The 25362-nt window shown below is 54.9% G+C and carries 25 protein-coding genes and 1 pseudogene; 11 read left to right on the forward strand and 15 right to left on the reverse strand.

Features of this window, described 5'->3' with window-relative positions; translation table 11 throughout:
- Positions 1-142: 142 nt before the first annotated feature.
- A complete protein-coding gene (locus A6A26_RS19680; RefSeq protein WP_063880299.1) occupies positions 143-1360 on the forward strand; it encodes a pyridoxal phosphate-dependent aminotransferase in 1218 nt (405 codons plus the stop codon).
- A 70-nt stretch (positions 1361-1430) separates the two neighbouring features.
- Positions 1431-2030, forward strand: coding sequence for a 5'-deoxynucleotidase (gene yfbR, locus A6A26_RS19685; protein WP_063880300.1), 600 nt, complete (start codon positions 1431-1433; stop codon positions 2028-2030).
- Between the two features lie 30 nt (positions 2031-2060).
- Here yfbR and A6A26_RS19690 read toward each other — a convergent pair whose 3' ends face one another.
- The 3 genes from A6A26_RS19690 to yfbV all read right to left on the reverse strand — a co-directional run bounded on the left by A6A26_RS19690 (position 2061) and on the right by yfbV (position 3822).
- Positions 2061-2720 (reverse strand): sugar phosphatase, encoded by a 660-nt coding sequence (locus A6A26_RS19690; protein ID WP_063880301.1) that lies wholly within the window; start codon positions 2718-2720, stop codon positions 2061-2063.
- 13 nt (positions 2721-2733) lie between these two features.
- Entirely contained in the window at positions 2734-3228 is a 495-nt protein-coding gene (locus A6A26_RS19695) for a YfbU family protein (protein WP_063880302.1), read from the reverse strand.
- Positions 3229-3372: 144 nt separating this feature from the next.
- Positions 3373-3822 (reverse strand): terminus macrodomain insulation protein YfbV, encoded by a 450-nt coding sequence (yfbV, locus tag A6A26_RS19700; protein ID WP_063880303.1) that lies wholly within the window; start codon positions 3820-3822, stop codon positions 3373-3375.
- A gap of 334 nt (positions 3823-4156) precedes the next feature.
- Here yfbV and ackA point away from each other — a divergent pair, with 334 nt between their 5' ends.
- The gene (gene ackA / locus A6A26_RS19705) at positions 4157-5359 is read left to right on the forward strand and encodes an acetate kinase (protein WP_063880304.1); all 1203 of its coding nucleotides are present in this window, start codon (positions 4157-4159) and stop codon (positions 5357-5359) included.
- A gap of 84 nt (positions 5360-5443) precedes the next feature.
- The gene (gene pta, locus A6A26_RS19710) at positions 5444-7573 is read left to right on the forward strand and encodes a phosphate acetyltransferase (protein WP_063880305.1); all 2130 of its coding nucleotides are present in this window, start codon (positions 5444-5446) and stop codon (positions 7571-7573) included.
- A 49-nt stretch (positions 7574-7622) separates the two neighbouring features.
- On the opposite strand, the gene A6A26_RS19715 is transcribed toward pta, so the two are convergent.
- Both A6A26_RS19715 and A6A26_RS19720 read right to left on the reverse strand, forming a co-directional pair.
- Positions 7623-8708 (reverse strand): ABC transporter ATP-binding protein, encoded by a 1086-nt coding sequence (locus A6A26_RS19715; protein ID WP_063880306.1) that lies wholly within the window; start codon positions 8706-8708, stop codon positions 7623-7625.
- A 265-nt stretch (positions 8709-8973) separates the two neighbouring features.
- Positions 8974-10155, reverse strand: a complete 1182-nt coding sequence (locus A6A26_RS19720) for a MocR-like pyridoxine biosynthesis transcription factor PdxR (RefSeq protein WP_371560360.1) — start codon at positions 10153-10155, stop codon at positions 8974-8976.
- A 16-nt stretch (positions 10156-10171) separates the two neighbouring features.
- Between A6A26_RS19720 and A6A26_RS26330 the strand changes: the two genes are divergently transcribed.
- On the forward strand, positions 10172-10252 hold the full coding sequence (locus tag A6A26_RS26330; RefSeq protein WP_367303086.1) for a chaplin family protein: 81 nt from the start codon (positions 10172-10174) through the stop codon (positions 10250-10252).
- Here the strand turns inward: A6A26_RS26330 and A6A26_RS26335 are convergent.
- Positions 10228-10467, reverse strand: a pseudogene (locus A6A26_RS26335) (GntR family transcriptional regulator); the annotation flags it as partial. The gene A6A26_RS26330 and the pseudogene A6A26_RS26335 overlap by 25 nt on opposite strands.
- A 118-nt stretch (positions 10468-10585) precedes the next feature.
- On the opposite strand from A6A26_RS26335, the gene A6A26_RS19725 reads away from it, so the two are divergent.
- From A6A26_RS19725 to A6A26_RS19740, 4 genes are all read left to right on the forward strand, one after another.
- A complete protein-coding gene (locus A6A26_RS19725; protein WP_063880308.1) occupies positions 10586-11848 on the forward strand; it encodes a 4-aminobutyrate--2-oxoglutarate transaminase in 1263 nt (420 codons plus the stop codon).
- A gap of 117 nt (positions 11849-11965) precedes the next feature.
- Positions 11966-12991 (forward strand): polyamine ABC transporter substrate-binding protein, encoded by a 1026-nt coding sequence (locus A6A26_RS19730; RefSeq protein WP_063880309.1) that lies wholly within the window; start codon positions 11966-11968, stop codon positions 12989-12991.
- Positions 12992-13035: 44 nt separating this feature from the next.
- A complete protein-coding gene (locus tag A6A26_RS19735) occupies positions 13036-14301 on the forward strand; it encodes an ABC transporter permease (RefSeq protein WP_063880310.1) in 1266 nt (421 codons plus the stop codon).
- A gap of 10 nt (positions 14302-14311) precedes the next feature.
- Entirely contained in the window at positions 14312-15136 is an 825-nt protein-coding gene (locus tag A6A26_RS19740; protein ID WP_063880311.1) for an ABC transporter permease, read from the forward strand.
- Between the two features lie 390 nt (positions 15137-15526).
- Here the strand turns inward: A6A26_RS19740 and yfcD are convergent, their stop codons facing one another.
- Entirely contained in the window at positions 15527-16051 is a 525-nt protein-coding gene (gene yfcD / locus A6A26_RS19745; RefSeq protein ID WP_063880312.1) for an NUDIX hydrolase YfcD, read from the reverse strand.
- Positions 16052-16155: 104 nt separating this feature from the next.
- Positions 16156-16797: a glutathione transferase gene (yfcF, locus tag A6A26_RS19750; RefSeq protein ID WP_063880313.1), complete on the reverse strand. Its 642-nt coding sequence runs from the start codon at positions 16795-16797 to the stop codon at positions 16156-16158.
- Between the two features lie 182 nt (positions 16798-16979).
- On the opposite strand from yfcF, the gene A6A26_RS19755 reads away from it, so the two are divergent.
- Positions 16980-17879: a TIGR01777 family oxidoreductase gene (locus tag A6A26_RS19755; protein WP_063880314.1), complete on the forward strand. Its 900-nt coding sequence runs from the start codon at positions 16980-16982 to the stop codon at positions 17877-17879.
- 33 nt (positions 17880-17912) lie between these two features.
- Here A6A26_RS19755 and A6A26_RS19760 read toward each other — a convergent pair whose 3' ends face one another.
- The 3 genes from A6A26_RS19760 to dalD are packed head-to-tail and all read right to left on the reverse strand — an operon-like array spanning position 17913 to position 20972.
- Complete coding sequence (locus A6A26_RS19760) at positions 17913-19190, reverse strand: MFS transporter (RefSeq protein ID WP_063880315.1); 1278 nt, start codon at positions 19188-19190, stop codon at positions 17913-17915.
- A 34-nt stretch (positions 19191-19224) separates the two neighbouring features.
- Entirely contained in the window at positions 19225-19557 is a 333-nt protein-coding gene (locus tag A6A26_RS19765; RefSeq protein ID WP_063880316.1) for a hypothetical protein, read from the reverse strand.
- A 20-nt stretch (positions 19558-19577) separates the two neighbouring features.
- Positions 19578-20972 carry a D-arabinitol 4-dehydrogenase gene (dalD, locus tag A6A26_RS19770; RefSeq protein ID WP_063880317.1) on the reverse strand — a complete coding sequence of 465 codons (1395 nt, stop codon included), beginning with the start codon at positions 20970-20972 and terminating at the stop codon, positions 19578-19580.
- Positions 20973-21165: 193 nt separating this feature from the next.
- Here dalD and A6A26_RS19775 point away from each other — a divergent pair, with 193 nt between their 5' ends.
- Positions 21166-22116, forward strand: coding sequence for a sugar-binding transcriptional regulator (locus tag A6A26_RS19775; protein ID WP_063880318.1), 951 nt, complete (start codon positions 21166-21168; stop codon positions 22114-22116).
- Between the two features lie 5 nt (positions 22117-22121).
- Here A6A26_RS19775 and hisP read toward each other — a convergent pair whose 3' ends face one another.
- The 4 genes from hisP to argT form a co-directional block, all read right to left on the reverse strand.
- The gene (gene hisP, locus A6A26_RS19780) at positions 22122-22895 is read right to left on the reverse strand and encodes a histidine ABC transporter ATP-binding protein HisP (RefSeq protein ID WP_063880319.1); all 774 of its coding nucleotides are present in this window, start codon (positions 22893-22895) and stop codon (positions 22122-22124) included.
- A gap of 8 nt (positions 22896-22903) precedes the next feature.
- Complete coding sequence (locus A6A26_RS19785; protein ID WP_063880320.1) at positions 22904-23620, reverse strand: ABC transporter permease; 717 nt, start codon at positions 23618-23620, stop codon at positions 22904-22906.
- Positions 23617-24303, reverse strand: a complete 687-nt coding sequence (locus A6A26_RS19790; protein ID WP_063880321.1) for a histidine ABC transporter permease HisQ — start codon at positions 24301-24303, stop codon at positions 23617-23619. The genes A6A26_RS19785 and A6A26_RS19790 overlap by 4 nt, the downstream gene beginning before the upstream one ends.
- A 170-nt stretch (positions 24304-24473) precedes the next feature.
- On the reverse strand, positions 24474-25256 hold the full coding sequence (gene argT / locus A6A26_RS19795; RefSeq protein ID WP_063880322.1) for a lysine/arginine/ornithine ABC transporter substrate-binding protein ArgT: 783 nt from the start codon (positions 25254-25256) through the stop codon (positions 24474-24476).
- Between the last annotated feature and the right edge of the window lie 106 nt (positions 25257-25362).

Here is a 25362-nt window from a genome sequence, read left to right on the forward strand (position 1 = left end):
ATTACGTCGTCTGCCCGAAGACAAAGATGCTGAACACGCCAAAACCGTTTCTTGCCCTTCTTTTGTAGGCCTGAGGAGAGTACATTGTGCAGGTTTGTTTTCAGCGGCAGGCAAAAGGATTCTGCACATTAAGGCGGCCACAATGACTTTTCAAATTGATAAATCCGGCAAACTGGACAATGTCTGTTACGACATTCGTGGGCCGGTTTTAAAAGAGGCTAAACGCCTTGAAGAAGAAGGTAATAAAGTTCTTAAGTTGAACATCGGCAATCCGGCACCTTTTGGTTTCGAAGCGCCGGATGAGATTCTTGTTGATGTCATCCGCAACCTCCCCAGTGCGCAGGGGTACTGTGATTCCAAAGGGCTGTATTCTGCCCGCAAAGCCATTATGCAGCACTACCAGGCGCGCGATATGCGCGACGTTACGGTCGAAGACATTTACATCGGTAATGGTGTGTCTGAACTGATCGTCCAGGCTATGCAGGCGTTACTGAACAGCGGTGATGAAATGCTGGTGCCTGCGCCCGACTATCCGTTGTGGACCGCCGCCGTGTCCCTGTCGAGCGGCAAGGCCGTGCACTATCTGTGTGATGAATCCGCAGGCTGGTTCCCGGATCTTGATGATATCCGCAGTAAAATCACGCCACGCACCCGTGGCATTGTGATTATCAATCCCAATAACCCCACCGGTGCGGTTTACAGCAAAGAGCTGTTAATGGAAGTGGTTGAGATTGCCCGTCAGCATAACCTGATTATTTTTGCTGACGAAATCTACGACAAAATTCTGTACGACGCGGCACAGCACCACTCTATCGCTGCGCTGGCACCGGATTTACTGACTGTCACCTTTAATGGCCTGTCTAAAACCTACCGCGTGGCGGGTTTCCGCCAGGGCTGGATGGTGCTGAACGGACCTAAAAAGCATGCGAAAGGCTATATCGAAGGCCTGGAAATGCTGGCATCCATGCGCCTGTGTGCCAATGTACCGGCGCAGCACGCGATTCAGACTGCGCTGGGTGGCTACCAAAGCATTAGCGAATTCATTGTGCCCGGTGGACGGCTCTACGAGCAGCGCCAACGTGCCTGGGAACTGATCAACGAGATCCCCGGCGTCAGCTGTGTGAAGCCGCAGGGCGCGCTCTACATGTTCCCGCGTATTGATGCTAAAAAATTCAATATTCACGACGATCAGAAAATGGTGCTGGATTTCCTGTTGCAGGAGAAGGTCCTGCTGGTACAGGGAACGGCGTTTAACTGGCCGTGGCCCGATCACCTGCGAATCGTCACGCTGCCACGCGTTGACGATCTGGAGATGGCGATCAATAAGTTTGGCCGTTTCCTGCAGGGCTACCGTCAGTAGTCCTGTTGCGCCTATACTGATGTGATGTCGGGGAGAGCTCGCCTCTCCCCTGTTGCAAACAGGAACCACCATGACTCAAAGCCATTTCTTCGCCCACCTTTCCCGTCTCAAACTGATCAACCGCTGGCCGCTGATGCGTAACGTACGCACCGAAAACGTCTCGGAACACAGTTTGCAGGTGGCGATGGTTGCCCATGCCCTGGCCGCCATTAAGAACAAGAAGTTCAATGGCAATCTCAATGCCGAGCGCATCGCTATGATGGCGCTGTATCACGATGCCAGTGAAGTGCTGACCGGCGATTTACCGACACCGGTGAAGTACTACAACGCGCAGATAGCCCACGAATACAAAAAGATTGAAAAGATTGCGCAGCAGAAGTTGATTGAGATGCTGCCGGAAGAGCTGCAGGATATTTACCGCCCGCTGATTGATGAGCACCTGCACAGTGAAGAAGAGAAAGCCGTGGTGAAGCAGGCCGATGCACTTTGCGCATACGTAAAATGCCTTGAAGAGCTGTCGGCCGGCAACAATGAATTTTTATTAGCAAAGGCGCGGCTGGAAAAAACCCTGAGCCAACGTCACTCACCCGAAATGAGCTATTTCGTCGAGGTGTTTATTCCCAGCTTTAGCCTGTCTCTGGATGAAATTTCGCAGGATTCGCCGCTCTGATACGGGCGGCTTCACGCCGCCACGTTCTGCTTAGTCTTTACTGTGAAAAACAAACTTGCCCGTTGTCTGTCGGGTGACCACCAGCGATGTCAGTGAGGTCAGGCGCAGCGCCACCTCATCGATGCGCGGTGTATCATCTGGCGCATTGGCGGCAATGACAGCACAGCCTGCCGCCAATCCTGACACCACACCGGCAGGCGCGTCTTCGACCACGACACAGTCGGCCGGAGAGAGTTTCAGCATTTTTGCCCCAAGTAAGTAAGGATCAGGTTCCGGTTTGCCCTTTGCCACCTGCTCAGCCGTAATAAACACGGCAGGCTGCGGTAATCCTGCTGCTTTATGGCGCGCATGTGCCACCGGCACGGAACCTGAGGTGACAATCGCCCAGGGGATCTGCAACGCATCCAGTTGCGTGAGCAGCGCTTTTGCGCCTGGCAGCGCCTGCACGCCGTCGGTGTCTTCTGCTTCTGTTTTTTCCAGCGCCAGAAACTCAGCCTGTATCGCTTCTTCTGACTGGCCCGACATGAAGTGGCGCAGTGAAGTAATAGCCTGCTTACCGTGAATGAAGTCCAGAATTTCATCAGCCGCAATGCCATGACGTGCACCCCAGTTGCTCCAGGCGCGTTCTACCGCCGGTAGTGAATCAACTAAGGTGCCATCTAAATCAAATAAAAAACCACTGTACTCCACGCGTCACTCCTCATCAGGCGTTAATGATTTGCGCAATCTCGTTTACGCTTAAATGGTATTGGCGAGGACAAGTCTGCCACAAAGCCAGCATCCGTTGATACTTTTCCCACATCGGCGTTTGCGCATTAAAGCCGTGCGTGCCGGCATCAAAATGGGTATAGCACCCTTCGGTATTCACCATAAAACGCACGTAGCCCAGATAACGCGATTCCGTGGCGGCATCAAAACCCAGGAACGCCAGACGTCGTGGATCGATGTCGCCTTCGGCTTTAAGGTTTGACCAGGAAACCTGCAGCGCATGGTGCATCTCCATAATGTCGATGAGCGTGCGGCAGGTTTCTTCGGGTAGTTTGCCAAATTCTTTATCCAGTTCACGCATCTGCAGGCCGTAACCACGCTCAATGATGGTTTGGTAGCGACGAAAACGTTCGGCGTTCTCCGGCTCCAGCATCGCCATGATTTTGTACTGGTTTGTCAGGATCAAACGTTGTGCATGGGTCATTTCCATCATCTCTTCCTCAAGCCCGCTGGCTGTTCAGGTTTTATACGATGGAAAGATAATTACACAGGGGAAACGATGTGGGCGTTGCCACATCGCTTTTCATTGATTTAAGCGCGGGTTTGGGTGCAATAATTTGCCGCACGGCGCAGATTAAAGATCGTCCAGAAATGTCCGATCCAGTTGCTTGAAGGCACGCTTAAGCAGATCGGCCAGCGCCTGGTATGTGGGTTTCCCCTCAACCGGGGCAATCGCCTGCCCTGCGGCTTCCAGTTTCGTGCGCACCTCGTGAAACCAGCGCAGCAGCGTGGGCGGCAATGGCGTGACCGAACGCTTACCTAACCACCATAAACCCTGCATGGGCAAACTGCAGGCGAACAGGGCCGTCGCGACCGCTGGGCCAAGTTGGCCACCCATCGCGATTTGCCACGTTAACGTAAAGACCGCCAGCGGCGGCATAAAGCGAATTGAAAACCGTGTCGCCGAAGAGACACGATTTTCAGGAAAGACTGGCGCCAGGCGTTTATCGTTGGGCCAGGTCTTCATATAATGCTGTCCGCGTTGAAACATCCGGAACCAGCCGGTGTGGGATTCATTCGCCATGGCTCGCCTCAACTAATGCTGTATTTTTTGAAAAATAATTATAACGACACAACTTTACGTAACATCCTTCAAATGTTTTTGTCTTTAAAGGTGACTCCGGCTATTCTGTCGCCGATTTAACAACGTCCCTGCCGCAACTTTCCTTGTAACAGAGACGACAAGGCCCGTTTTAAGCGAATTTTCAAATTTATGCGTAAAAACTCAATTTTTTTTGCGTAAAAACGCACTATTTTGACCTGGGTATGACTTCTGTCATTAATCTGGCTGCTTCAATGGGCTACGCTGTAAGTCTGATTGCGTTATTTTTAGCCACTTTTAACAAATAGGTACTTCCATGTCGAGTAAGTTAGTACTGGTTCTGAACTGCGGCAGCTCTTCCCTTAAGTTTGCCATCCTTAATCCCACCAGCGGTGAAGAATTCCTGTCTGGCCTGGCAGAATGCTTCCACCTTCCCGAAGCGCGGATTAAATGGAAACTTGAGGGCCAGAAGCAGGAAGCCCCTCTGGGTGCTGGCGCTGCCCACAGCGAAGCGCTGAATTTCATTGTTAAAACAATTCTGGCACAAAAACCAGAGCTTTCAGCACAAATCGCAGCAATAGGTCACCGTATTGTTCACGGCGGCGAAAAACTCACGCAGTCAGTGGTCATTTCTCAGTCTGTCGTGCAGGGTATCAAAGATGCGTCATCTTTTGCACCACTGCATAACCCAGCCGGCCTGATCGGTATTGATGAAGCCATGAAAAACTTCCCGCATTTGTCCGACAAGAATGTGGCGGTTTTCGACACGGCTTTCCATCAGACAATGCCGGAAGAGTCCTATCTTTATGCGCTGCCGTATGCGCTTTATAAAGAACATGGCGTTCGTCGCTATGGCGCGCACGGCACCAGTCACTACTATGTGACCCACGAAGCGGCAAAAATGCTCAACAAGCCGCTGGAAACGCTGAACATTATTACCTGTCACCTCGGTAACGGTGGGTCTGTTTCTGCCATTCGCAACGGCGAATGTGTGGATACTTCGATGGGCCTGACACCGCTGGAAGGCCTGGTGATGGGTACCCGCAGTGGCGACATCGATCCCGCGATTATTTTCTTCCTGCACGACACCTTAGGCATGAGCGTTGACGCCATCAACAAAATGTTGACCAAAGAGTCCGGCCTGTTAGGGCTCACCGAAGTCACCAGCGACTGCCGTTATGTCGAAGATAACTATGCAACGAAAGCGGATGCCAAACGCGCGATGGATGTCTTCTGCCATCGTCTTGCCAAATACATTGGCAGCTATACGGCGCTGATGGACGGCCGTCTTGATGGTGTGATCTTTACCGGTGGTATCGGCGAAAATGCGGCAATGGTGCGCGAGCTGACCTTAAATAAACTGGCGCTGCTTGGCTTTGAGGTTGACCACGACCGCAACCTGGCGGCACGCTTTGGCAAGTCAGGTTTTATCAATAAAGAAGGCACCCGCCCGGCTGTGGTGATTCCGACTAACGAAGAGTTAGTGATTGCCCGCGACGCCGCACGTCTTACCGCCTGATCTCCTTTCGCCGTCAGCCCATGCTGACGGCGTTGTTTTGACACCCAGTGAAATCTGAGAGGTTCAATCGTGTCACGTACAATTATGCTCATTCCGACCGGCACCAGCGTCGGTCTGACCAGCGTTAGCCTTGGCGTCATTCGTGCCATGGAACGTAAAGGCGTTCGACTGAGCGTTTTCAAACCCATTGCTCAACCGCGTGCGGGCGGCAATGCACCAGACCAGACCACCAGCATTGTGCGCAAGAGTTCAGGCATTCCGGCCGCAGAGCCGTTGCCAATGTCCCGCGTGGAATCGCTGTTGGGGTCAAATCAGCAAGATGTGCTGATGGAAGAGATTATTGCCCGCTACCACGCCAATACCCAGAATGCTGAAGTGGTCCTGGTCGAGGGCTTAGTCCCCACGCGCAAGCACCAGTTTGCCAACGCCCTGAACTATGAAATCGCCAAAACGTTAAACGCTGAAATCGTCTTTGTGACCGCGCTGGGTAACGATTCGCCTGCACAGCTTAAAGAGCGTATTGAACTGACGCAAAGCAGCTTTGGCGGGTCAAAGAATAAAAACATCACTGGCGTGATCATTAACAAACTGAACGCGCCGGTCGACGAACAGGGCCGCACGCGCCCCGACCTGTCAGAAATTTTCGATGATTCGTCAAAGGCCAGCATTGCCAACATCAATCCTGACCAGCTGTTTGCCAATAGCCCACTGCCCATCCTGGGTTGTGTGCCCTGGAGCTTCGACCTGATTGCCACCCGCGCCATTGATATGTGCCGCCACCTTAACGCCCGGGTCATTAACGAAGGTGAACTTCAGACGCGCCGCGTAAAATCAGTGACGTTCTGCGCACGCAGCATTCCGCACATGCTTGAGCACTTCCGTCCAGGCTCGCTGCTGGTCACCTCTGCCGACCGTCCTGATGTGCTGGTTGCTGCCTGCCTGGCGGCAATGAACGGTATTGAGATTGGTGCCATCCTCTTAACCGGTAACTATGAAATTGATGAGCGCATCGCCAAACTGTGCGAACGTGCCTTCCAGACCGGCCTGCCGGTATTTATGGTGAAAACCAACACCTGGCAAACCTCGCTCAGCCTGCAAAGCTTCAACCTTGAAGTGCCCGTAGACGACACGCAGCGTATTGAGAAAGTCCAGGAGTACGTTGCCAGCTACATCAATGCTGACTGGGTTGAATCCCTGACGGCCACGTCTGAACGCAGCCGTCGCCTGTCACCGCCGGCGTTCCGCTATCAGTTGACCGAACTGGCACGCAAGGCAGGCAAACGCATTGTGCTGCCGGAAGGGGATGAACCCCGCACCGTCAAAGCGGCAGCCATCTGCGCCGAGCGCGGCATCGCGACCTGTGTCCTGTTAGGCAATCCGGATGAAATCCAGCGCGTTGCGGCAGCTCAGGGCGTTGAGCTGGGCAAAGGGATTGAGATTGTTGATCCCGAAGTGGTTCGCCAGAACTACGTTCCACGTCTGGTCGAACTGCGTAAAAGCAAAGGCATGACCGAAGTGGTTGCTCAGGAACAGCTGGAAGATAACGTGGTGCTGGGCACCATGATGCTGGAAAGTGGTGAAGTCGACGGGCTGGTCTCCGGCGCAGTGCATACCACTGCAAACACCATCCGTCCGCCGTTACAGCTGATCAAAACCGCACCCAACAGTTCGCTGGTCTCATCGGTGTTCTTTATGCTGCTTCCGGAGCAGGTGCTGGTCTACGGCGACTGCGCGATCAACCCGGACCCCACCGCTGAACAGCTGGCAGAAATTGCCATTCAGTCCGCCGATTCCGCCAAAGCCTTCGGCATCGATCCGCGCGTCGCGATGATCTCCTACTCAACCGGTAACTCAGGTGCAGGTAGCGACGTGGAGAAAGTACGCGAAGCAACGCGACTTGCCCAGGAAAAACGTCCAGATCTGGTGATTGATGGTCCGTTGCAGTATGACGCGGCGATTATGGAAGACGTGGCAAAATCCAAAGCCCCCAACTCGCAGGTTGCCGGTCGCGCAACGGTGTTTATTTTCCCGGATCTCAATACCGGTAATACCACCTATAAAGCGGTACAGCGTTCAGCTGACCTGATTTCAATCGGGCCAATGCTGCAGGGCATGCGTAAACCGGTCAACGACCTGTCACGTGGCGCGCTGGTGGATGACATCGTCTACACCATCGCCCTGACGGCGATTCAGTCGCAGCAGGCTGAAGGCTAAGTTTCCATGGCTGAATAAGAGCATGCAGACTGCATGCTCTTTTTTTTGCCTATTGCAGCGTAACGTCAAGCGCGCGCAGGTGCTGAGGCTGCCAGGACAGTCTCACTTCACTGCCGGCTTTCCAGTCGGGTGATACCTCAGATGCGGCCATTTTCACCATAAAATTCCCCTGCCCGGCAACCTCAGTGAGCATTCTCACGTGATCCCCCAGATAGATAAACTGCTGTATCCTGGCCTGAACAGACTGTTCGCCCGGTTTGGCGGCGTTCACATTGATGCGTTCTGGGCGAATACTGAGCTGTATTTTTTTACCAGGCGAGCTCGGGCGCACCTTCAGCGCATCCAGCTGAACACCGTTATCCAGCGTCACCTGATAATAATCGCCATGCTGTCCCGACTGCGTGGCCAACAGGCTGTTATTTTCGCCGATAAACTGCGCCACAAAGGCGTTATCGGGCTGCTCATAAAGTTTATGCGGGCTGTCCATCTGCTGGATCATTCCATCATTGAAGACCGCCACCCGGTCTGACATGGTCATGGCTTCACTCTGGTCATGCGTGACATAGACAATGGTCAGTCCGAGCATACTGTGGAGCTGCTTAATCTCCATCTGCATGTGCTCGCGCAGTTGTTTATCCAGCGCGCCTAGCGGCTCATCCATCAGGATCAGTTTGGGTTCAAAGACCAGCGCCCGCGCCAGGGCCACACGCTGCTGCTGCCCCCCAGACATCTGCGCGGGATAGCGGTCTGCCAGCGAAGTGAGTTTAATCATATCCAGCACCCGCTTAACCCGCACACTGATATCGGCTTTGCTCAAACGGCGAATCGACAACGGAAACGCCAGATTTTCCGCCACCGTCATGTGGGGAAAAAGCGCATAGTTTTGGAATACCATACCGATATCACGTTGATGCGGCGGCAAGGTGTGAAGGGGTTTATCACGCAGCAGGATCTCACCATCGGTGGGCGTTTCAAATCCGGCCAGCATCATCAGGCTGGTGGTTTTCCCGGAGCCAGATGGCCCTAACAGGGTCAAAAACTCCCCTTCTGCCACATCCAGATTGAGGTTGCGCACCACCAGCTTGTCGCCGTCGTAGCTCTTTTTGATGTTGCGAAAACTGACAAAATTTCTCATGGCGTACTCTCGTAAACAGGATAAAAAAGGTGTCGGCACGATTCATGCATCATCCTTTTGACGTGCGAATTCTGGCGGGCCTTTTTTTAGCACTACCACAACGCCTTTGATTTGCACAAGCAGAATTTGACAACAGGAAATGAAACGGCTTACAAAATCACTTTGCAGGCCATTGTATTTTATTGTCTTTTTATATTTAACATTAATTCAACGTGAGATTGCTCACAGAATCAGGCAATCCAGGATGATGCACGCTGATGGTGCCTCAGGGCGAAACTGAGGCAATTTGCAGATGATGTTCCAACCGGGCAAGGACAGGCGCAAAGGCGGCGGGGATATCTGCCTCGTTAACGCAGGCGTAGCCCAGCAGCAAGCCTCGCTGCGGCGTCCCTTGCAGGTAGTAGGATGAAAGCGGACGCGTTAACACACCGCACTGTTCTAACTCTGCGCTGAAGGCCACATCGTCGATGCTGTCGGGCAGCCTGAGCACCAGATGCAAACCTGCATTGCTGTGGTGCACAATCCAGTCAGCGCCCAGCGAGGTGCTAATCACCTCCACCAGCACGGCCCGGCGACGGCTGTAAATCTGCCGCATGCGCCGAACGTGGGCCGCATAGTGCCCTTCCCGAATAAACTCCGCCAGGGTGAGCTGCACCAGGCCGTAGCCGCCACGATACAGCTCTGAGTGTGCCATTTTCATGCGTGCGGCCATGGATTTAGGCACCACCATGTAGCTGAGCCGGATGCCCGGGTACAGCGTTTTGCTGAAGGTGCCCAGATAGATCACCGGTGCATCCGCCGCCAGGCCCTGTAGCGCCGGGATCGGGCTACCGGTAAAGCGAAACTCGCCATCGTAGTCATCTTCCACCACCCAACTGCCGCTGCTTTTCGCGCGCTCCAGTAATTCATGGCGCCGTTGCAGACTCATCACCGCACCCAGTGGGTACTGGTGGGAAGGTGTCACACAGATCAGGCGCGGTACCGGGCTGTCCGGTTGCTCAGGGGGCAAAACCAGCCCCTGGTCGTCAACCTGAGTGGGAATCAGCGTCACCCCATTCACCGCCAGCACATTACGAATTCCCCAGTATCCCGGCTCTTCCACGATAGCCCTGTCACCGGGATCGCAGAGCATTTTCGCCAGCAGATCCAGCGACTGATGCGTTCCGGCGGTGACCAGGATCTGCTCGGGGCTGCAGTTCACCGATCGGATCACCCGCAGGTAATCGGCCAGCGCCTGTTGTAACTCGACGCAGCCGCCGTGGCTGGCATAGCTCAGATTCTCAACCGGCAGCCGCCGGCTGAGGCGAAGCTGTATTTTTCGCCAGATGTCGTGCGGCATATGGCTGACGTCCGGTACGCCGGGCATGAACGCGCCCCACTGATGGCTCCCGGCACCGCTGTTCGCCAGCAGACGTGAACCCCGTCGCGACAGCCGGACGGGTTTCATCGGCGGCGTTACCGGCCTGACCAGCGGCTCTCCCGGTGCCTGTTCCGGTAATACCGCACTGACGAAGGTGCCGCTTCCGGTACGGGTTTGTAAGTAACCCTCAGACTGAAGCTGTTCATAAACTGCCAGCACGGTGTTACGTGAGACTGCGAGTTCACGAGCAAGGTCGCGGCTGGCGGGCAGTCGCGTCGCGGTGGCAATGGCTCCATCCTGAATGGCTGCCTGCAAGACATCATACAATCGCTTATTCAGCGTACCGCCGGAAAGCGAGGCCAGACGTTGTGCAAGCAGGTCACCGAGTAAGCTTCGCAAAATTGGTACCTCAAAATAAAAAAAACTGGCTCTGGATTATAAAACCCTGAAAACGCTAAAAAGCAAGGAGGCAGATTCCACTGTAACAATATGGCAACAAACACCATGAGGTCGCGTTATGAGTAACAGTGAAGTTCAGGTTCGTCGTCTCAATGCTACGCCGCGCGGTGTGGGCGTGATGTGCGATTTCTATGCGGTGAAAGCAGAAAACGCCACGTTATGGGATCATCAGGGACGCGAAATTATCGATTTCAGCGCAGGCATTGCCGTGCTGAATACCGGACATCGCCATCCCAAAGTCATCGCCGCCATCAAAGAACAGCTCGACCATTTTACCCATACCGCGTTTCAGGTCGTGCCCTACGAAAACTACATCGCCCTGGCAGAAAAACTGAATGCGCTGGTGCCGGTGAATGGGCCCGCCAAAACCACTTTTTTCTCCACCGGAGCGGAGGCCGTTGAGAATGCGGTGAAAATTGCACGCGCCGCCACGGGCCGTCCTGGCGTTATCGCCTTTACGGGGGCTTTCCACGGTCGCACCAACATGACGATGTCGCTGACCGGCAAAGTGGTCCCGTATAAAACCGGTTTTGGCCCTTTTGCCAGTTCAGTATTTCACGCCCGCTACCCGAATGCACTGCATGGCTGCAGCGTGGATGATGCACTGGAAAGTTTGCAGGCCATTTTCCGCTGCGATATCAGCCCGCAACAGGTGGCGGCCATTATCTATGAACCGATTCAGGGTGAAGGCGGCTTTAATGTGGCACCGCCCGCCTTCGTCACCGCTCTGCGTAAGCTGTGCGATCAGCATGGCATTTTGCTCATCGCCGATGAGATTCAAAGTGGCTTCGCCCGCACCGGCAAGCTGTTTGCCAGTGAGTACTATCCCGACGTGCAGCCAGACCTGATCACAATGGCAAAAAGCCTGGCGGGCGGTATGCCGCTGTCGGCGGTATCAGGACGGGCTGAGGTGATGGATGCGCCGCTGCCCGGCGGTCTGGGCGGCACCTACGCCGGCAGCCCACCGGCCATTGCCGCCGCGCTGGCCGTGCTTGAGGTGATTCGCGATGAGAACCTCAGCGAGCGAGCCCTGCAACTGGGTGGACAACTGGTTGAAACCCTGCAAGGTGCAGGCTGTAAAGCGCTGGCAGAGGTGCGCGGTCATGGTTCAATGATCGCCGCTGAATTCATGGATGGCGCAGGCAAGCCGAGTGCGGACATCGCCAAAGCGATTCAGCAACAGGCGCTGGACGAGGGGCTGCTGCTGCTCACCTGCGGCGTGCACGGCAACGTGATCCGCTTCCTCTACCCGCTCACCATCCCGGACGCGCAGTTCCGCACGGCACTGAACCTGCTGAACCGTATTCTGGGCAAGTATTGAGTTTCGCGTACTGCCACGCCGCCCGTTCCGCAGCGTGGCAGTACCCTGGCATTAAGATTGCAAAGCAAACACCGGGCAGAGAATTCTGCCCAAATATAATAATTCAGGAGTCCGGGGATGATGAAAAATATAGCGGCACTGGTTCTGGCGGCGGTGGCTGTCCAGGCGCAGGCCGAAAACCTTACGGTGGTTTCTTTCGGTGGCACCAACAAAGACGCGCAGGATAAAGCGTTTTATAAGCCTTTTATGGCCTCAGGTCATGACGGCATAGAAGCGGGTGAATATAACGGTGAGATGGCACGCATCCGTGCCATGGTCGAAACCAAACAGGTCGGCTGGGACGTGGTCGAGCTCGAAACCCCGGAACTGGAACGTGGTTGTGAAGAAGGGCTGCTTGAAACGCTGGACTGGAGCAAGCTGGGTAACAAAGCCGACTTTGCCAAGGGCAGCGTAAGCGAATGTGGCGCAGGCTTCTTCGTCTGGTCTACCGTACTGACCTACGATGGCAACAAGCTAAAAACGGCCCCAACCAGTTGGGCGGATTTTTGGGACGTGAAAAAATTCCCGGGCAAACGCGCCTTGCGTAAGAGCGCGAAATACACGCTGGAAATTGCGCTGATGGCGGATGGCGTGAAGCGCGAAGACGTTTATAACGTGCTGGCAACCCCGGCGGGCGTGGATCGTGCTTTTAAGAAGCTGGATCAGCTCAAGCCGAACATTCAGTGGTGGGAATCGGGCGCACAGCCCCTGCAGTGGCTGGTTTCAGGCGACGTAACGCTGGCGTCGGCCTATAACGGTCGCATCGGCACCGCCCAGGCAGAAGGCCATAACTTTAAAATCGTCTGGGATGGCAACCTGTATGACTTCGACAACTGGGCCATTGTGAAAGGCTCAAAACACAAAGCGCTGGCGGAAAAGTTTATTGCCTTCACGCTGAAACCCGAAAACCAAAAGGTCTATGCCGAAAATATTCCTTATGGCCCTGCCAATATCCAGGCTGGCAAGCTGCTGGCTGCCGATCGTTTAGCCCAACTGCCCACCGCGCCTGACAATATGGCCAAGGCGGTTCAGGTTAACGCGACGTTCTGGCTGGAACATGGTGAAGAACTGGAACAGCGTTTTAACGCCTGGGCCGCGAAATAACCCTCTGCCGGACCCGCTCCGGCAGCACCATTGAGGAGGTCGGCATGAGTCAAAACCCCGTTATGGATTCAGCGCCCGTCAGACGCACGGAAGGCGCATTCAGTCTGCGTCACAAATTCAACCGGGCTGGTTGGATCAAAACGCAACGCTCCCTGCTTTTAGTTGCCCCTTTACTGATTTTCGTCGTGGTGTGTTTTTTATTTCCCATCGGCTCGATTCTCAGTATGAGCGTGAATAACCCTGAGCTTAAAGACGGGCTCCCGCAAACCAGCCAGGCCTTAACCAAGTGGGATGGCAAGGCGCTGCCGGATGAAAGCCTGTTTGCCACTATGGCAAAAGAAGTCAGCGCGGCGCGTGAACAGGGCCAGATTTCCGGCATTGCTAAGCGGTTAAGTTATGAAGACAGCACCTTTCGTCGGCTGATCCTGGCCGTCCCTCGCCAGGCTCCCGAGGATGGCCTTAACGTCAAACAAACGTTGATCGACAAGCAGCCGATGTGGGGAGAGCTGTCCACCTGGCAAACCCTGAAACGCGTCGCCAAACCTTATACCAGTTATTATCTGCTGTCGGTGTTTGACCATAAGGTCGATGCCAAGACCGGCGATATCACACCACAGTCGCCCGATCAGGCGCTTTATGTCAATGTTCTGCTACGCACCTTGTGGATGGCGACCGTCGTCACCTTATTGTGCGTCGGCCTGGGCTATCCGCTGGCTTACTGGCTGGCGAAACAGCCGTCTAACCGGGCCAACCTGCTGATGATTATGGTGCTGCTGCCCTTCTGGACCTCATTAATTGTGCGTACCGCGAGCTGGATTGTGCTGCTGCAGTCTGGAGGATTAATTAACCGGACCTTAATGGCAACAGGTCTCATCGACAGCCCGCTCACGCTGGTGTTTAACCGGGTCGGCGTCTACATCTCAATGACACATATTCTACTGCCCTTCATCGTGCTGCCTCTGTATGCGGTAATGAAAGGCATTTCCCCCAGCTATGTCCGTGCTGCCGTGTCGCTGGGTGCGCATCCCTTTGTGGCCTTCTGGCGCGTCTATGTGCCACAGACGTTTGCCGGGATTACCGCAGGTGCGCTGCTGGTGTTCATGATGGCGATTGGCTACTACGTGACACCTGCCCTGTTAGGCGGGCCGGACGATCAGATGGTCAGCTACTTTGTCGCCTTCTTTACCAACAGCACCATGAACTGGGGCATGGCCGCCGCCTTAGGCAGCCAGTTGCTGATTATCGTGACGTTGCTGTATGTGGTGTATTCACGTGTCACCCGGACTTCATCCGAAGTTGCGGTGCGTTAAGGAGCGAATGATGAGACAACAAGGTTCAACGTTGCTGCGGGTCTGGCGCTACCTGTTTAATTTCTACGGCGCAGCGGCACTGCTGTTTTTGATTGTGCCTGTTCTGGTCATCGTGCCGCTGTCATTTAACGAAAGTTCGTTTCTGAGCTATCCGCTAAGTGGCTTTTCGCTGCGCTGGTATGCGGCCTTTTTTCACTCGAAGGAGTGGATCGGTGCGCTAATGAACAGCCTGCTGGTTGCGCCACTGGCGACGCTGTTGGCCAGCGTCCTCGGCGTGCTGGCCGCTATGGGCCTGGTACGCGGTGAGTTTCGCGGAAAAGCCCTGGTGATGGCGATCATTATCTCTCCGATGGTTGCGCCCGTAGTGATCATCGCCGTTGGCATGTTTTTCTTCTTCGCCAAACTGTCACTGCTGAACAGCTATCTTGGGCTGGTACTGGCCCATGCGCTGCTGGGCGTGCCCTTTGTGGTGATCACGGTGGTTGCCGTGCTGAAAAGTTACGACACAAATCTGACGCGGGCCGCCGCCAGCCTCGGTGCCTCGCCGCTGCTGGCGTTTCGTAAAGTCACCCTGCCGCTGATTGCACCCGGCGTATTTTCCGGCGCGTTATTCGCGTTTGCGACCTCATTTGATGAAGTGGTCGTGACGCTATTCCTTGCCAGCCCAACGCAGCGGACATTGCCGATTCAGATGTTTGCCGGTATCCGCGAAAATCTCGACCCCACCATTGCAGCGGCCGCCACTATCATGATTGCGGCTTCGCTTTTATTACTGATCGTGATGGAAGTGCTGCGGCGGCGCGGGGAAAAGATGCGCCAGGCGCAACCGGCTTAGATCACCCTCAGTATAAGGGTGCGCATTGTACCACCGCCCACGCGGTTAACCGGTGGCCGGTGGTACGATCTGGACAGTGCGCATCCTGCCGCTGTCAGCCTGACAGGCGCACAGTCACAGCAAGCGCTAAACCGGCCCTGCGCCTTGTCATCGTCCGGTGAAGGTGAACCGCACCGTTGACCCACAACCGCTTTCCTGTTCTGACAGGCCGACTAGCATAAATCCCCTGCCCGTTCCTTGCGCGCAAGGTGAATGGACGGCGTGGCCATGACAACGCGACTGATGGCTAAAAGAAAGGGAGCTGATAATCAGGCGGGAATGCGACGGCGATTAAAACAGAGGACTAGCTTTGCGAACGGCCATGACCGCGCGCAAAGCTAACAGAAGGTATCAGTGATTGTTTTCGTTGTTACGACTCAGCCATAAAGATAAGGCTTTAAGCGAATCATCGGTAAACTCATCACAGCGCGCGGTGATTTCATCCGGGGTCATCCAGAAGATTTCATCCACCTCTTCTTCCTGCATGGCAAAGGGGCCGTGCGACACGCAACTGAATAAGCCGCCCCAGACGCGGCAATGCTCATCTTCAAAGTAGAATTTGCCATGTTCTGCAAAGGGAACATCCGCAATGCCCAGCTCTTCTTCGGCTTCGCGTCGCGCAGATTCCAGCATGTCCTCGCCACTCTGCACCACGCCACCGGCAGTTGCATCCAGTTTACCCGGCATAAAATCTTTGATTTCAGTACGGCGCTGAACCAGTATTTTGCCCATACCGTCATGAACCACGATATAGGTTGCGCGGTGACGTAAGCATTGCGCGCGCATCTGCGCACGCGTAGCCTGTGCAACGACTTCATTCTCTTCGCTTACGATATCGACCCATTCGATTTCGCCACCAGCAATGTGATCCACCATCCGTAACCCTTTCCTGTTTAGCGTGTCTTTATGCACGCGCTGTTTGCCACGTTTTTATCAGTCGTAAGGTAATCACTTATGACGGGTTGAGCAAGCGCCGATCGCTAGCGATTTTTGCCGCTTTCCGCTAACCATAACTGGACTGATGCTCGCTGCCATTGAAACTCGGCATAATGTTGTAAACGCGCAGGCAACGTATCACCATGCAGCGCCAGTCGATTAAGCATGACAGCCAAATCGGTATCTGCAATGCACCACTCACCAAATAAATTTTGCTGCCGCTCCGGTAACAGGCGCTGTACGGCGGCGATCAGTTTATCCGCCGCTTCCAGTGCCGCTGGCGACAACGGCGCAAAGTGCTCTCCCGCAAACAACACCTCGGTAGGACGCTCCTGCCGAATCGGCATCAGATCGCTGCGTAGCCAGGCCTGAATTTGCCGGGCGCGCGCACGTTTCTCGCGATCTTTGGGATAAAGACGTTCGTACTCGGGGGCGGCAAAACGCTCCTCAAGGTATTCGCAGATCGCCGAGGATTCACTCAGCATAAAGTCATCGACCTGTAAGGTCGGCACACGGCAGGTTAACGACAGATCGCGGTAGGTTTCCGCACGCTGCTGATTTTGCGATAAATCGAGACGCTTTACGCTAAAAGGCACCCCTTTTTCGCTGAGCGCAACATAAGCCGACATGACATAAGGACTAAAGAAAGATGAATCTGACCACAGGGTGATGGAAGGGTAATTCATCTGCTACCTCGAATGGCTAAAAGGGGTGCCTCATGTTTACCGACTTTTATTTCTGAAAACAACCAGGCGCTGGTCCGATGTTTGGGGTCAACTCGCTAAATTACGAAGCGGCTCACGCCACACGGGTACGACTCTTCTATGATGAAGTAAGCAAAAAATAAAAAATCAGACGGAGCCGCACTATGCATATCTTAATCACCGGTGGAACCGGGCTTATTGGCCGCCATCTTATCCCACGTTTACAACACTTCGGTCACGAGGTTAGCGTGGTCACCCGCGACGTGGCCGCCGCACGAGAAAAGCTGGGGGAGGATATCGCGCTCTGGTCAGGCCTGGCGCAACAGCAGTCGCTTGACGGCATCGATGCCGTCATTAACCTGGCCGGCGAACCCATCGCTGACAAACGCTGGACCGATGCGCATAAACAGCAGTTGTGCGAGAGCCGCTGGCAAATCACGGAACGCATCGCCTCACTGATCAATGCCAGCACCACACCACCGCGCGTCTTCATTTCGGGATCGGCGACGGGCTTTTATGGCAACAGTGGCGACGTCGTATTAACCGAGGATGATCCCGGCCAAAATGAGTTTACCCACGAGCTGTGTGCCCGCTGGGAGCAGTTGGCGCTGACCGCTCAAACAGAGCGCACGCGCGTCTGCCTGCTGCGAACCGGCGTGGTGCTGGCGCGCGAGGGCGGCGCGCTGAGTAAAATGAAACTGCCGTTTAAACTGGGTATCGGCGGCCCTATCGGCAGCGGCAAACAGTATATGCCGTGGATTCATATTGATGACATGGTCAATGGCATTATGTGGTTGCTGGACAATGACGACTGCAGCGGCCCCTTTAACATGGTTTCGCCCTATGCCGTGCGCAATGAGCAGTTTGCCGCCACGCTGGGCGAGGTAATGCACCGCCCTGCTTTTATGCGCACCCCAGCCAGTGCCATAAAACTGATGATGGGTGAATCTTCTGTGCTGGTGCTGGGTGGGCAACATGTGCTGCCCAAACGACTGGAGGCGTCGGGTTTTCGCTTCCGCTGGTATGAGCTTCAGGATGCGTTACAGGACGTGGTAAAAAACTGAGCGACAGAGGGGAGCATGGCGCTCCCCTGTCGTTTACTGCGACGTGACGGCGGGTTTTGACTTCACCCTACGCAGCGCGCCGTGATTCGGTTGCGGGACGCGAATGATAAACGTCAGCACACCGGCAAACACATACAGACCGGTGTACGCCCAGACCACGCCGACGATATCAAAAAACGGCAGCATCACCGAGGCGATAGCGGGCGCGACAAAATTGCTCATACCGGCAGACAGGTTATATACCGAAACGGCCGCGCCCTGATGATGCGGCTCCAGCGTGGGGAAAACCGCCGTCATCGGCACAAAGGCCGCAACGAAAATCCCCAGCATCACGGCGGGAATAAGGGCGACCAGGAAGTTGTGACCGGCATAGACAGGCAGGTAGTAGAACGCCAGGCTGGAAACGGCCATTCCCAGGCAGCCAAACCAGCGTACCTGGCGAATCCAGCCAATACGTTCGCCCATGATGCCCCAGAAAATATTGGTAAAGATGGTTACAAAGAAGAACACCGCCCAAATTTGTAGCCACTCCGACAGGGTAAACCCAAGGCGGTCCACAAACAGCAGCGGCATGATGATGGCAAAGCCAAACAGCGACAGTGTGTTAATGATGCGGATAAGGCAGGCATAAAACACATGCTGGTTGGTGAACAGGATGGTCACCGCTCGCGACATCTCCGTCATTTTTTCCCGCAGAGGCAAGTTGACGCGAGAACGATCGACCGGCACGTTGCGCAGGCTAAAGTACGCCAGCAAGCCGCCGCAGGTGACCCAGCCAATCGCCAGCCATAATGTGCCGGTTTCACCAACGGAAGGGATAATCAGGCTTGGCAGATAGCTTCCCACTACGCCGATCCCCACTGAATACATCGCCCAGAACCAGCCCGTGGCGGCAGCCAGCCGTTCCCGTGGCAGTACCTGCACCAGCATCATCATGAATGAGTAGATAAACAGCGGATAGGCCAAACCACGAATACCATAGAACAACACCATGAGCGGATAATTACGCATCCCCAGCCCCAGGCTCATAAACAGGGCATGCATGACCACCCACAAAATAAAACCAATCAGCATGGCGCGCTGCGGGGTAATCAGCTCCGCCACCACACCTGACGCCCATGCCGCCAGCGCCACGGCTAAACCGTAAAAGGTGAACACCAGCGCCGACTGGCCTGGCGTGAACCCCATATCGGTAATATGGCGTGACAGGAAAGCCATCTCGAAGCCGTCACCCGCCATAAAAACGGCAATAGCCACAAATCCCCAGATCAGATGTTTGGGCAAGCCAAACCAGTACGCAGTAGAGTGCATGACGATGGTCCTTCTCTGTTCGGTTACAGGTTATTCAGGTCAGCGAGCGAGGCTGACATGGTTGACGGTAGAGCTCACGGCACGCGGTAAGACGGTCAGGCGGCGCTAAAGCCTCTGGTCCTGGGCAGACAACGCCAGGATTCGGCACGTTGAGGTACATTTGCGCGTCCGCACGCTCATGACCCGCCGCATTGACGAGATGTATAACGATGGTCAGCGCCAGCACCGCGACGTTCAGGCTGCTGCGCGTCACCCGCTTCATGGGCTCTGCTCTGCCCGGTGCGGATAAGATGCGGCATGTTCCGATGCCACGCTGCTGCTGTGATTTCACCATCGGCGCTTTTAGCGCTGAGCGGCCAATATCCATAGCCAGAACCTGTCATCTCCCTACACCACGGCAAGAGGAGGTTGCTCTGGCTGGACCAACCATGTTTCCAGCCCGGCCACGGTCGTGGTCAGCCGCGCATGAAAATCGTCAGACGCGGCCAGCTCACCAAACAGGGAAGACTGGCTCATATACGCCGTCAGCGGATCGGTGCGGGCAAACCACTGCTGAATCACGTCGGGTTGCAGCACGCCATCCTGATAGTCATAGGGCAGCTCGCCCCGGGTCCAACGCTGCAAAAACAGATAGAACAGCGCGGGTAGCACCAGGCTGGCGGCTGGCGGCGTGCCGCGCCGGTAACATTCCTGCAAGGTCGGCGTCACCATCGCGGGAATTTTTGACAGGCCATCCGCCGCCACACGTTGGTTGGTGTCTTTGATCCAGGGGTTACTGAAGCGAGACAACACCACATCCCGATAGTCCGCCAGGTCCAGCGGGCTGGGAGAGAGCGAGGGAATGACATCCTGAGAGACGTATTCCCAGGCCATCTGGTGGATGGCTTTCTGTCGGGTGCTTTCATCGATGTAAAGCAAGCCGATAAGGGTTCCCGCCCAGGCAATTGCACTGTGGGTGGCGTTCAGGATACGGATTTTGGCTTCTTCCCAGGGCAGCACCGAGTCCACCAGCTCGACGCCAACCTGCTCCAGCGCCGGACGTCCGGCAATAAAATCGTCTTCAATGACCCACTGAATAAAGGATTCCGCCATCACCGGCACCGCATCATCTTTACCTGTCGCGGCCTGAACCCGCTCAGCGACATCTGCCGTGGGGCGCGGGGTGATACGGTCAACCATGGTATTTGGCGATGTCGTCTTCTCGCGTACCCACTCGGCCAGACGATCTGCGCCCTTCGCCGCCAGGAAAGCTAAAAAGCCCTGGCGAAAACGTTCACCGTTATGACGCAGATTGTCGCAGTTCAACAGCGTTACGGGTGCACCGCCGTTGGCAACACGTGCCGTCAGGATGCGCACCAGCGCGCCATACAGCGTCCGTGCCTCGCCGTTGAGATCCGCACGGATATCGGGCTGCTGCAGGTCCAGTTCATGCTCCGGCGTTAAATAGTAACCGGCTTCGGTCACGGTAAACGCGATCACCCGGGTGGCCGGATCGGCACCCTGCCGCACCAGCGCGCTGATCTCTTTGTCCCACGGCAGAACCTGACGAATCGAGGTGATGGTTTCGTAATCGCGATCGCCTTCTGGCGTGACCGTTTCCAGCACATATTCGCCTTGCTGCGCGGCCAACTGCGTGAGTAACGGCGTGGCATCATCGCGGATATTTCCCAGGGCGATATGCCAACGGCTGTCGCCCTGCTGCATCAGTCGATGCAGATACCATGCCTGATGAGCACGATGGAACGAGCCTGCGCCGATATGCATCCAAACTGACGTTGTCATCACGACCTCTTTAAGCATTTGTTTAACCAAAGGGCATTTGCCCGGATGCACATATGTTAATCAGAGGTTACGTCGATGTACTGTGATTAATTTCACATTTATAACATTCGCCCAGCAAATGCGCTTTTGCCCGAATAGGCTTTTCGCCGCATTGCGCGATAAAATGGCGGTTCACAGAAGATGGAATGCCGGAATGAACAAAGAAGAGAAGAAACAGGAACTCGCCGCGCGTGCTGCCTGGATGTATTACGTCGCGGGCTTAACGCAGCAGGAGATCGCCCGGGCGCTGGGATTGTCGCGCCAGGTTGCCCAGCGCCTGATTTCAGGGGCGCGTGAAATGGGAATGGTCAGCGTGAAGATCGATCATCCTGTCACGCACTGCTTGCGTCTGGCGCACGATGTGCAGGAAAAATTTGGCCTGCAGCATTGTCGCGTCGTGCCCTCCGGTGGCCTTGACGACGACGCCATACAGCAGATGCTGGCGGTGGAAGGTGCAGAGGTGATGTCACAGTTTATCAATGACGATCAGCCGCAGGTGTTTGGCATTGGATCGGGCAAAACGCTGCGTGCCATTATCGATGCGCTGCCCTGGGTGGAACGCCCTCAGCACCACTGTGTTTCCATGATTGGCGCGATTGCCCGTGACGACTCGGGCACCCGCTATGACGTGCCACTTAAGCTGTCTGAAAAAATGCAGGGCAAGTATTTCTTCATCCCCGCACCGCTGTTTGCTGACAGCCCGGAAGATAAGCAGATGTGGTGTCAGCATCAGGTCTATCAGCGCGTGGTCGATCGTGCACTGCAGGCGCATGTGACGTTTCTGGGGATCGGGGAAGTTAACCCCGGCTGCCCACTGAATGCGGAAGGCTTTATTACTGACAGTCAGGTGCAAGCGCTGAATGCGCGCGGCGTTGTCGGGGAAATGCTCGGCCACTTCTTCAATCAGCAGGGCGAACGTGTTCTGGGGGAGACCGATGCGCTGTTAACCAGCGTGACGCTGGAAAGCCAGACGACGCGCAATATCATCGGCTTTGCCGGTGGTGAGCGAAAATATGCTGCCATTCAGGCTGCGGTGAACGGCGGCTGGATATCGGGCCTGGTGACCGACGAAACCACCGCCATGCGCCTGCTGAATGACAGGTAACTCAACTACTTCAGCGATCCCTTAAGGAACTGCTGTAAGCGTGGGCTTTTCGGGTTACCGAATAATTCCGTCGGGGGCCCCTGCTCCTCAATTTTCCCCTGATGCAGGAAAATCACGTGGCTGGAAACGTGACGGGCAAATTCCATTTCGTGCGTGACCACCACCATGGTTTTGCCCTCTTCGGCCAGTTTCTGCATGATGCGCAGCACCTCACCGACCAGTTCAGGGTCCAGAGCAGAGGTGGGCTCATCAAACAGCAGCACTTCCGGCTCCATCGCCAGTGCGCGGGCAATCGAAACGCGTTGCTGCTGACCACCGGACAGGTGTACGGGATATTTTCCCTGCGCCCGCTCATCAATGCCGACCTTGTTCAGATAGGTAATGGCGCGCTCGCGTGCTTCGGCTTTACTCAGCCCCAACACCTGAATCGGCGCTTCCATGACGTTTTCCAGCACGGTCATGTGGCTCCACAGGTTGAAATGCTGAAAGACCATCGTCAGACGGGTACGAAGCAGGCGCAGCTGCTCCTTGTCTGCCACTTTTAACTGGCCATCCGTATCGCGCACCAGGGTAATGGCGGTGTTGTTGACCACAATGGCGCCTTCGCTCGGTTTTTCGAGGAAGTTGATACAGCGTAAAAAGGTACTTTTCCCTGAACCCGACGAGCCAATAATACTGATGACATCGCCCGCATTGGCGTGCAATGACACGCCTTTTAATACTTCATGTTCACCGTAATGTTTATGCAGGTCGGTGACGCTTAATTTGTTATCAGCCATAGTCTTACTCAATGCGATGAAGAAGGTTTCACGTGCGCCAGCCAACGACGTTCCGCAAGACGAAACAGGCTAATCAGCACATAAGAAATAATCAGGTACAACACGGCCGCAATGCCGAACGCGGTAAAGGGCTGATAGGTTGCCGCGTTAATGTCCCTGGCGATTTTCAGCAAATCTGGCACGGTTGCGGTAAAAGCCAGAGCGGTTGAGTGCAGCATCAGTATGACTTCATTGCTGTAAACCGGTAAGGCCGTGCGCAGCGCAGAAGGCAAAATAATGCAGCGATACAGTTTAAAGGTGGAAAAGCCATAGGCCCGCGCGGCTTCGATTTCGCCGTGTGGCACAGCACGAATCGCACCGGCGAAAATTTCCGTGGTGTAGGCGCAGGTATTCAGGGTGAAAGCCAGTAACGTACAGTTCAGGCCGCTACGGAAAAACGCATTCAGCAGCTCCGTGCCTTTAACGATTTCCAGCGTATACATGCCGGAGTAGAACACCAGCAGTTGCACATAAAGCGGCGTACCGCGAAAAACGTAGGTAAAGAGCCACACCGGCAGGCTGATAAAACGATTCGGTGACACGCGCGCAATCGCCAGCAACACCGCCATGCAGCCGCCCAGCACGACCGAGACAATCAGCAGCCACAGGGTAATGGCTACGCCGGTGAAGCGATAACCGTCTGTCCAGAGCAGCGCTTTCCAGTATTCGTGAAGAATCTCGATCATAGCTCCGCCCTCTTCACACCGACCGTGTAGCGACGATTGAGCCACCAGAGAATGCCGTTAGACAAGGTGGTAAAGACCAGATAGATCACACCGGCTACGATGGCAAAATAAAATGGCTGCCATGTGCTTTTGCCGGCCAACTGCGTGGCTTTAACCACATCTTCCAGACCTAACAGGGAAACCAGTGCCGTGGCTTTCAGGATCACCTGCCAGTTGTTACCAATGCCGGGCAGCGCATAGCGCATCATCGCCGGAAACAGGATTCGGCGGAAAATCTGGGAACCGGTAAAACCAAACGCTGTGGCTGCTTCGATTTGCCCTTTTGGCACCGCCATAAAGGCACCGCGGAAGGTTTCGGTAAAATAGGCGCCGTAGATAAACCCCAGCGTAATGATACCCGCAACCATGGGATCGATATCGAACTGGGCCAGTCCGAGCGCATCGGTAAGGTGATTCAGCGCAATCTGCAGACCGTAGAAGATCAGCAGCATCAGAACGAGGTCGGGCACGCCACGAATCAGCGTCGTGTAGCCCTCAAAAATCAGGGACAGCAGGCGATTACGCGATAGCTTCGCGCCAGCACCAATCAGCCCCAGGATCACCGCCATCAAGACTGAACTCAGCGCGAGTTCAAGCGTGACCAGCGTCCCTTTTAAAATGACATCAGAATAGCCATACAACATGGAAAAAAGTCCTGTCGTGGGGTGGAAACGACGCGGTGCCCGCCCTACAGACGGGCCGCGTTGCTTCTGTTAACACATAAACGATAACGCACAACGTTGCCCCGGCCAGACAGGCTGGGGCAACCAGAGGCGAATCCTGTTATGCGAACAGCAGAAGCGAAGACGACAGATCAGTCACCGTACACGTTGAAAGTAAAATATTTCTTCGCAATTTTGTCGTAGGTACCGTCTTTACGAATAGATTCAAACGCTTTGTCGATGGCCGCTTTCAGCTCGGTATCATCTTTACGCAATCCCATGCCGGTGCCGACGCCAAAGATTTTATCGTCTTTCACTGCCGGGCCTGCAAACGCATAGCTCTTGCCAACCGGCTGTTTCAGGAAGCCTTCGGCAGCCTGAACTTCGTCCTGGAAGGCAGCATCGATACGGCCAGCGGTCAGATCCTGATACACCAGATCCTGGTTAGCATAAGGCGTGACGGTCACACCTTTTGGACGCCAGTTCTGATTAGCATAGGTTTCCTGGGTGGTGCCCTGCAGTACGCCGATATTTTTGCCTTTCAGCGACTCAGGAGTGGGTTCAATTTTTGCGCCTTTAGGCGCCACTAAACGCGCATTGGCGGCATAGAGCTTGTCAGAGAACGCAATTTCTTCCTGACGCTTAGCGGTGATAGACAGCGAGGAGATGATGGCGTCGATTTTCTTGGCTTTCAAAGAGGGGATCAGCGCATCAAAGTCGCTTTCTACGTAAGTACACTTGGTCTGAATACGTTTACAGATTTCGTTAGCCAGATCGATATCAAAACCGACCAGCTGTCCTTGCGCGTTTTTCGACTCAAACGGCGGATATGTTGGGTCAGTGCCGACACGAATCGAGGTCGGTACTGCTGCAAATACGCTGGCCGCACTGGACAGGCCCAACATTAAAGAAAGAGCCAGAACACGCTTCTTCATAGATTACCCTCAAGTAAAATGCTTATTGTTATGTGGTGCATGATGTGTGTTTGCGACTAACACTGCCTTTTCCTGTGCATGTTTCATGCCAGGTCTGCAGCGTTAC

This window comes from Pantoea sp. OXWO6B1 (genome assembly GCF_001641135.1).
Taxonomy (GTDB): domain Bacteria; phylum Pseudomonadota; class Gammaproteobacteria; order Enterobacterales; family Enterobacteriaceae; genus Pantoea; species Pantoea allii.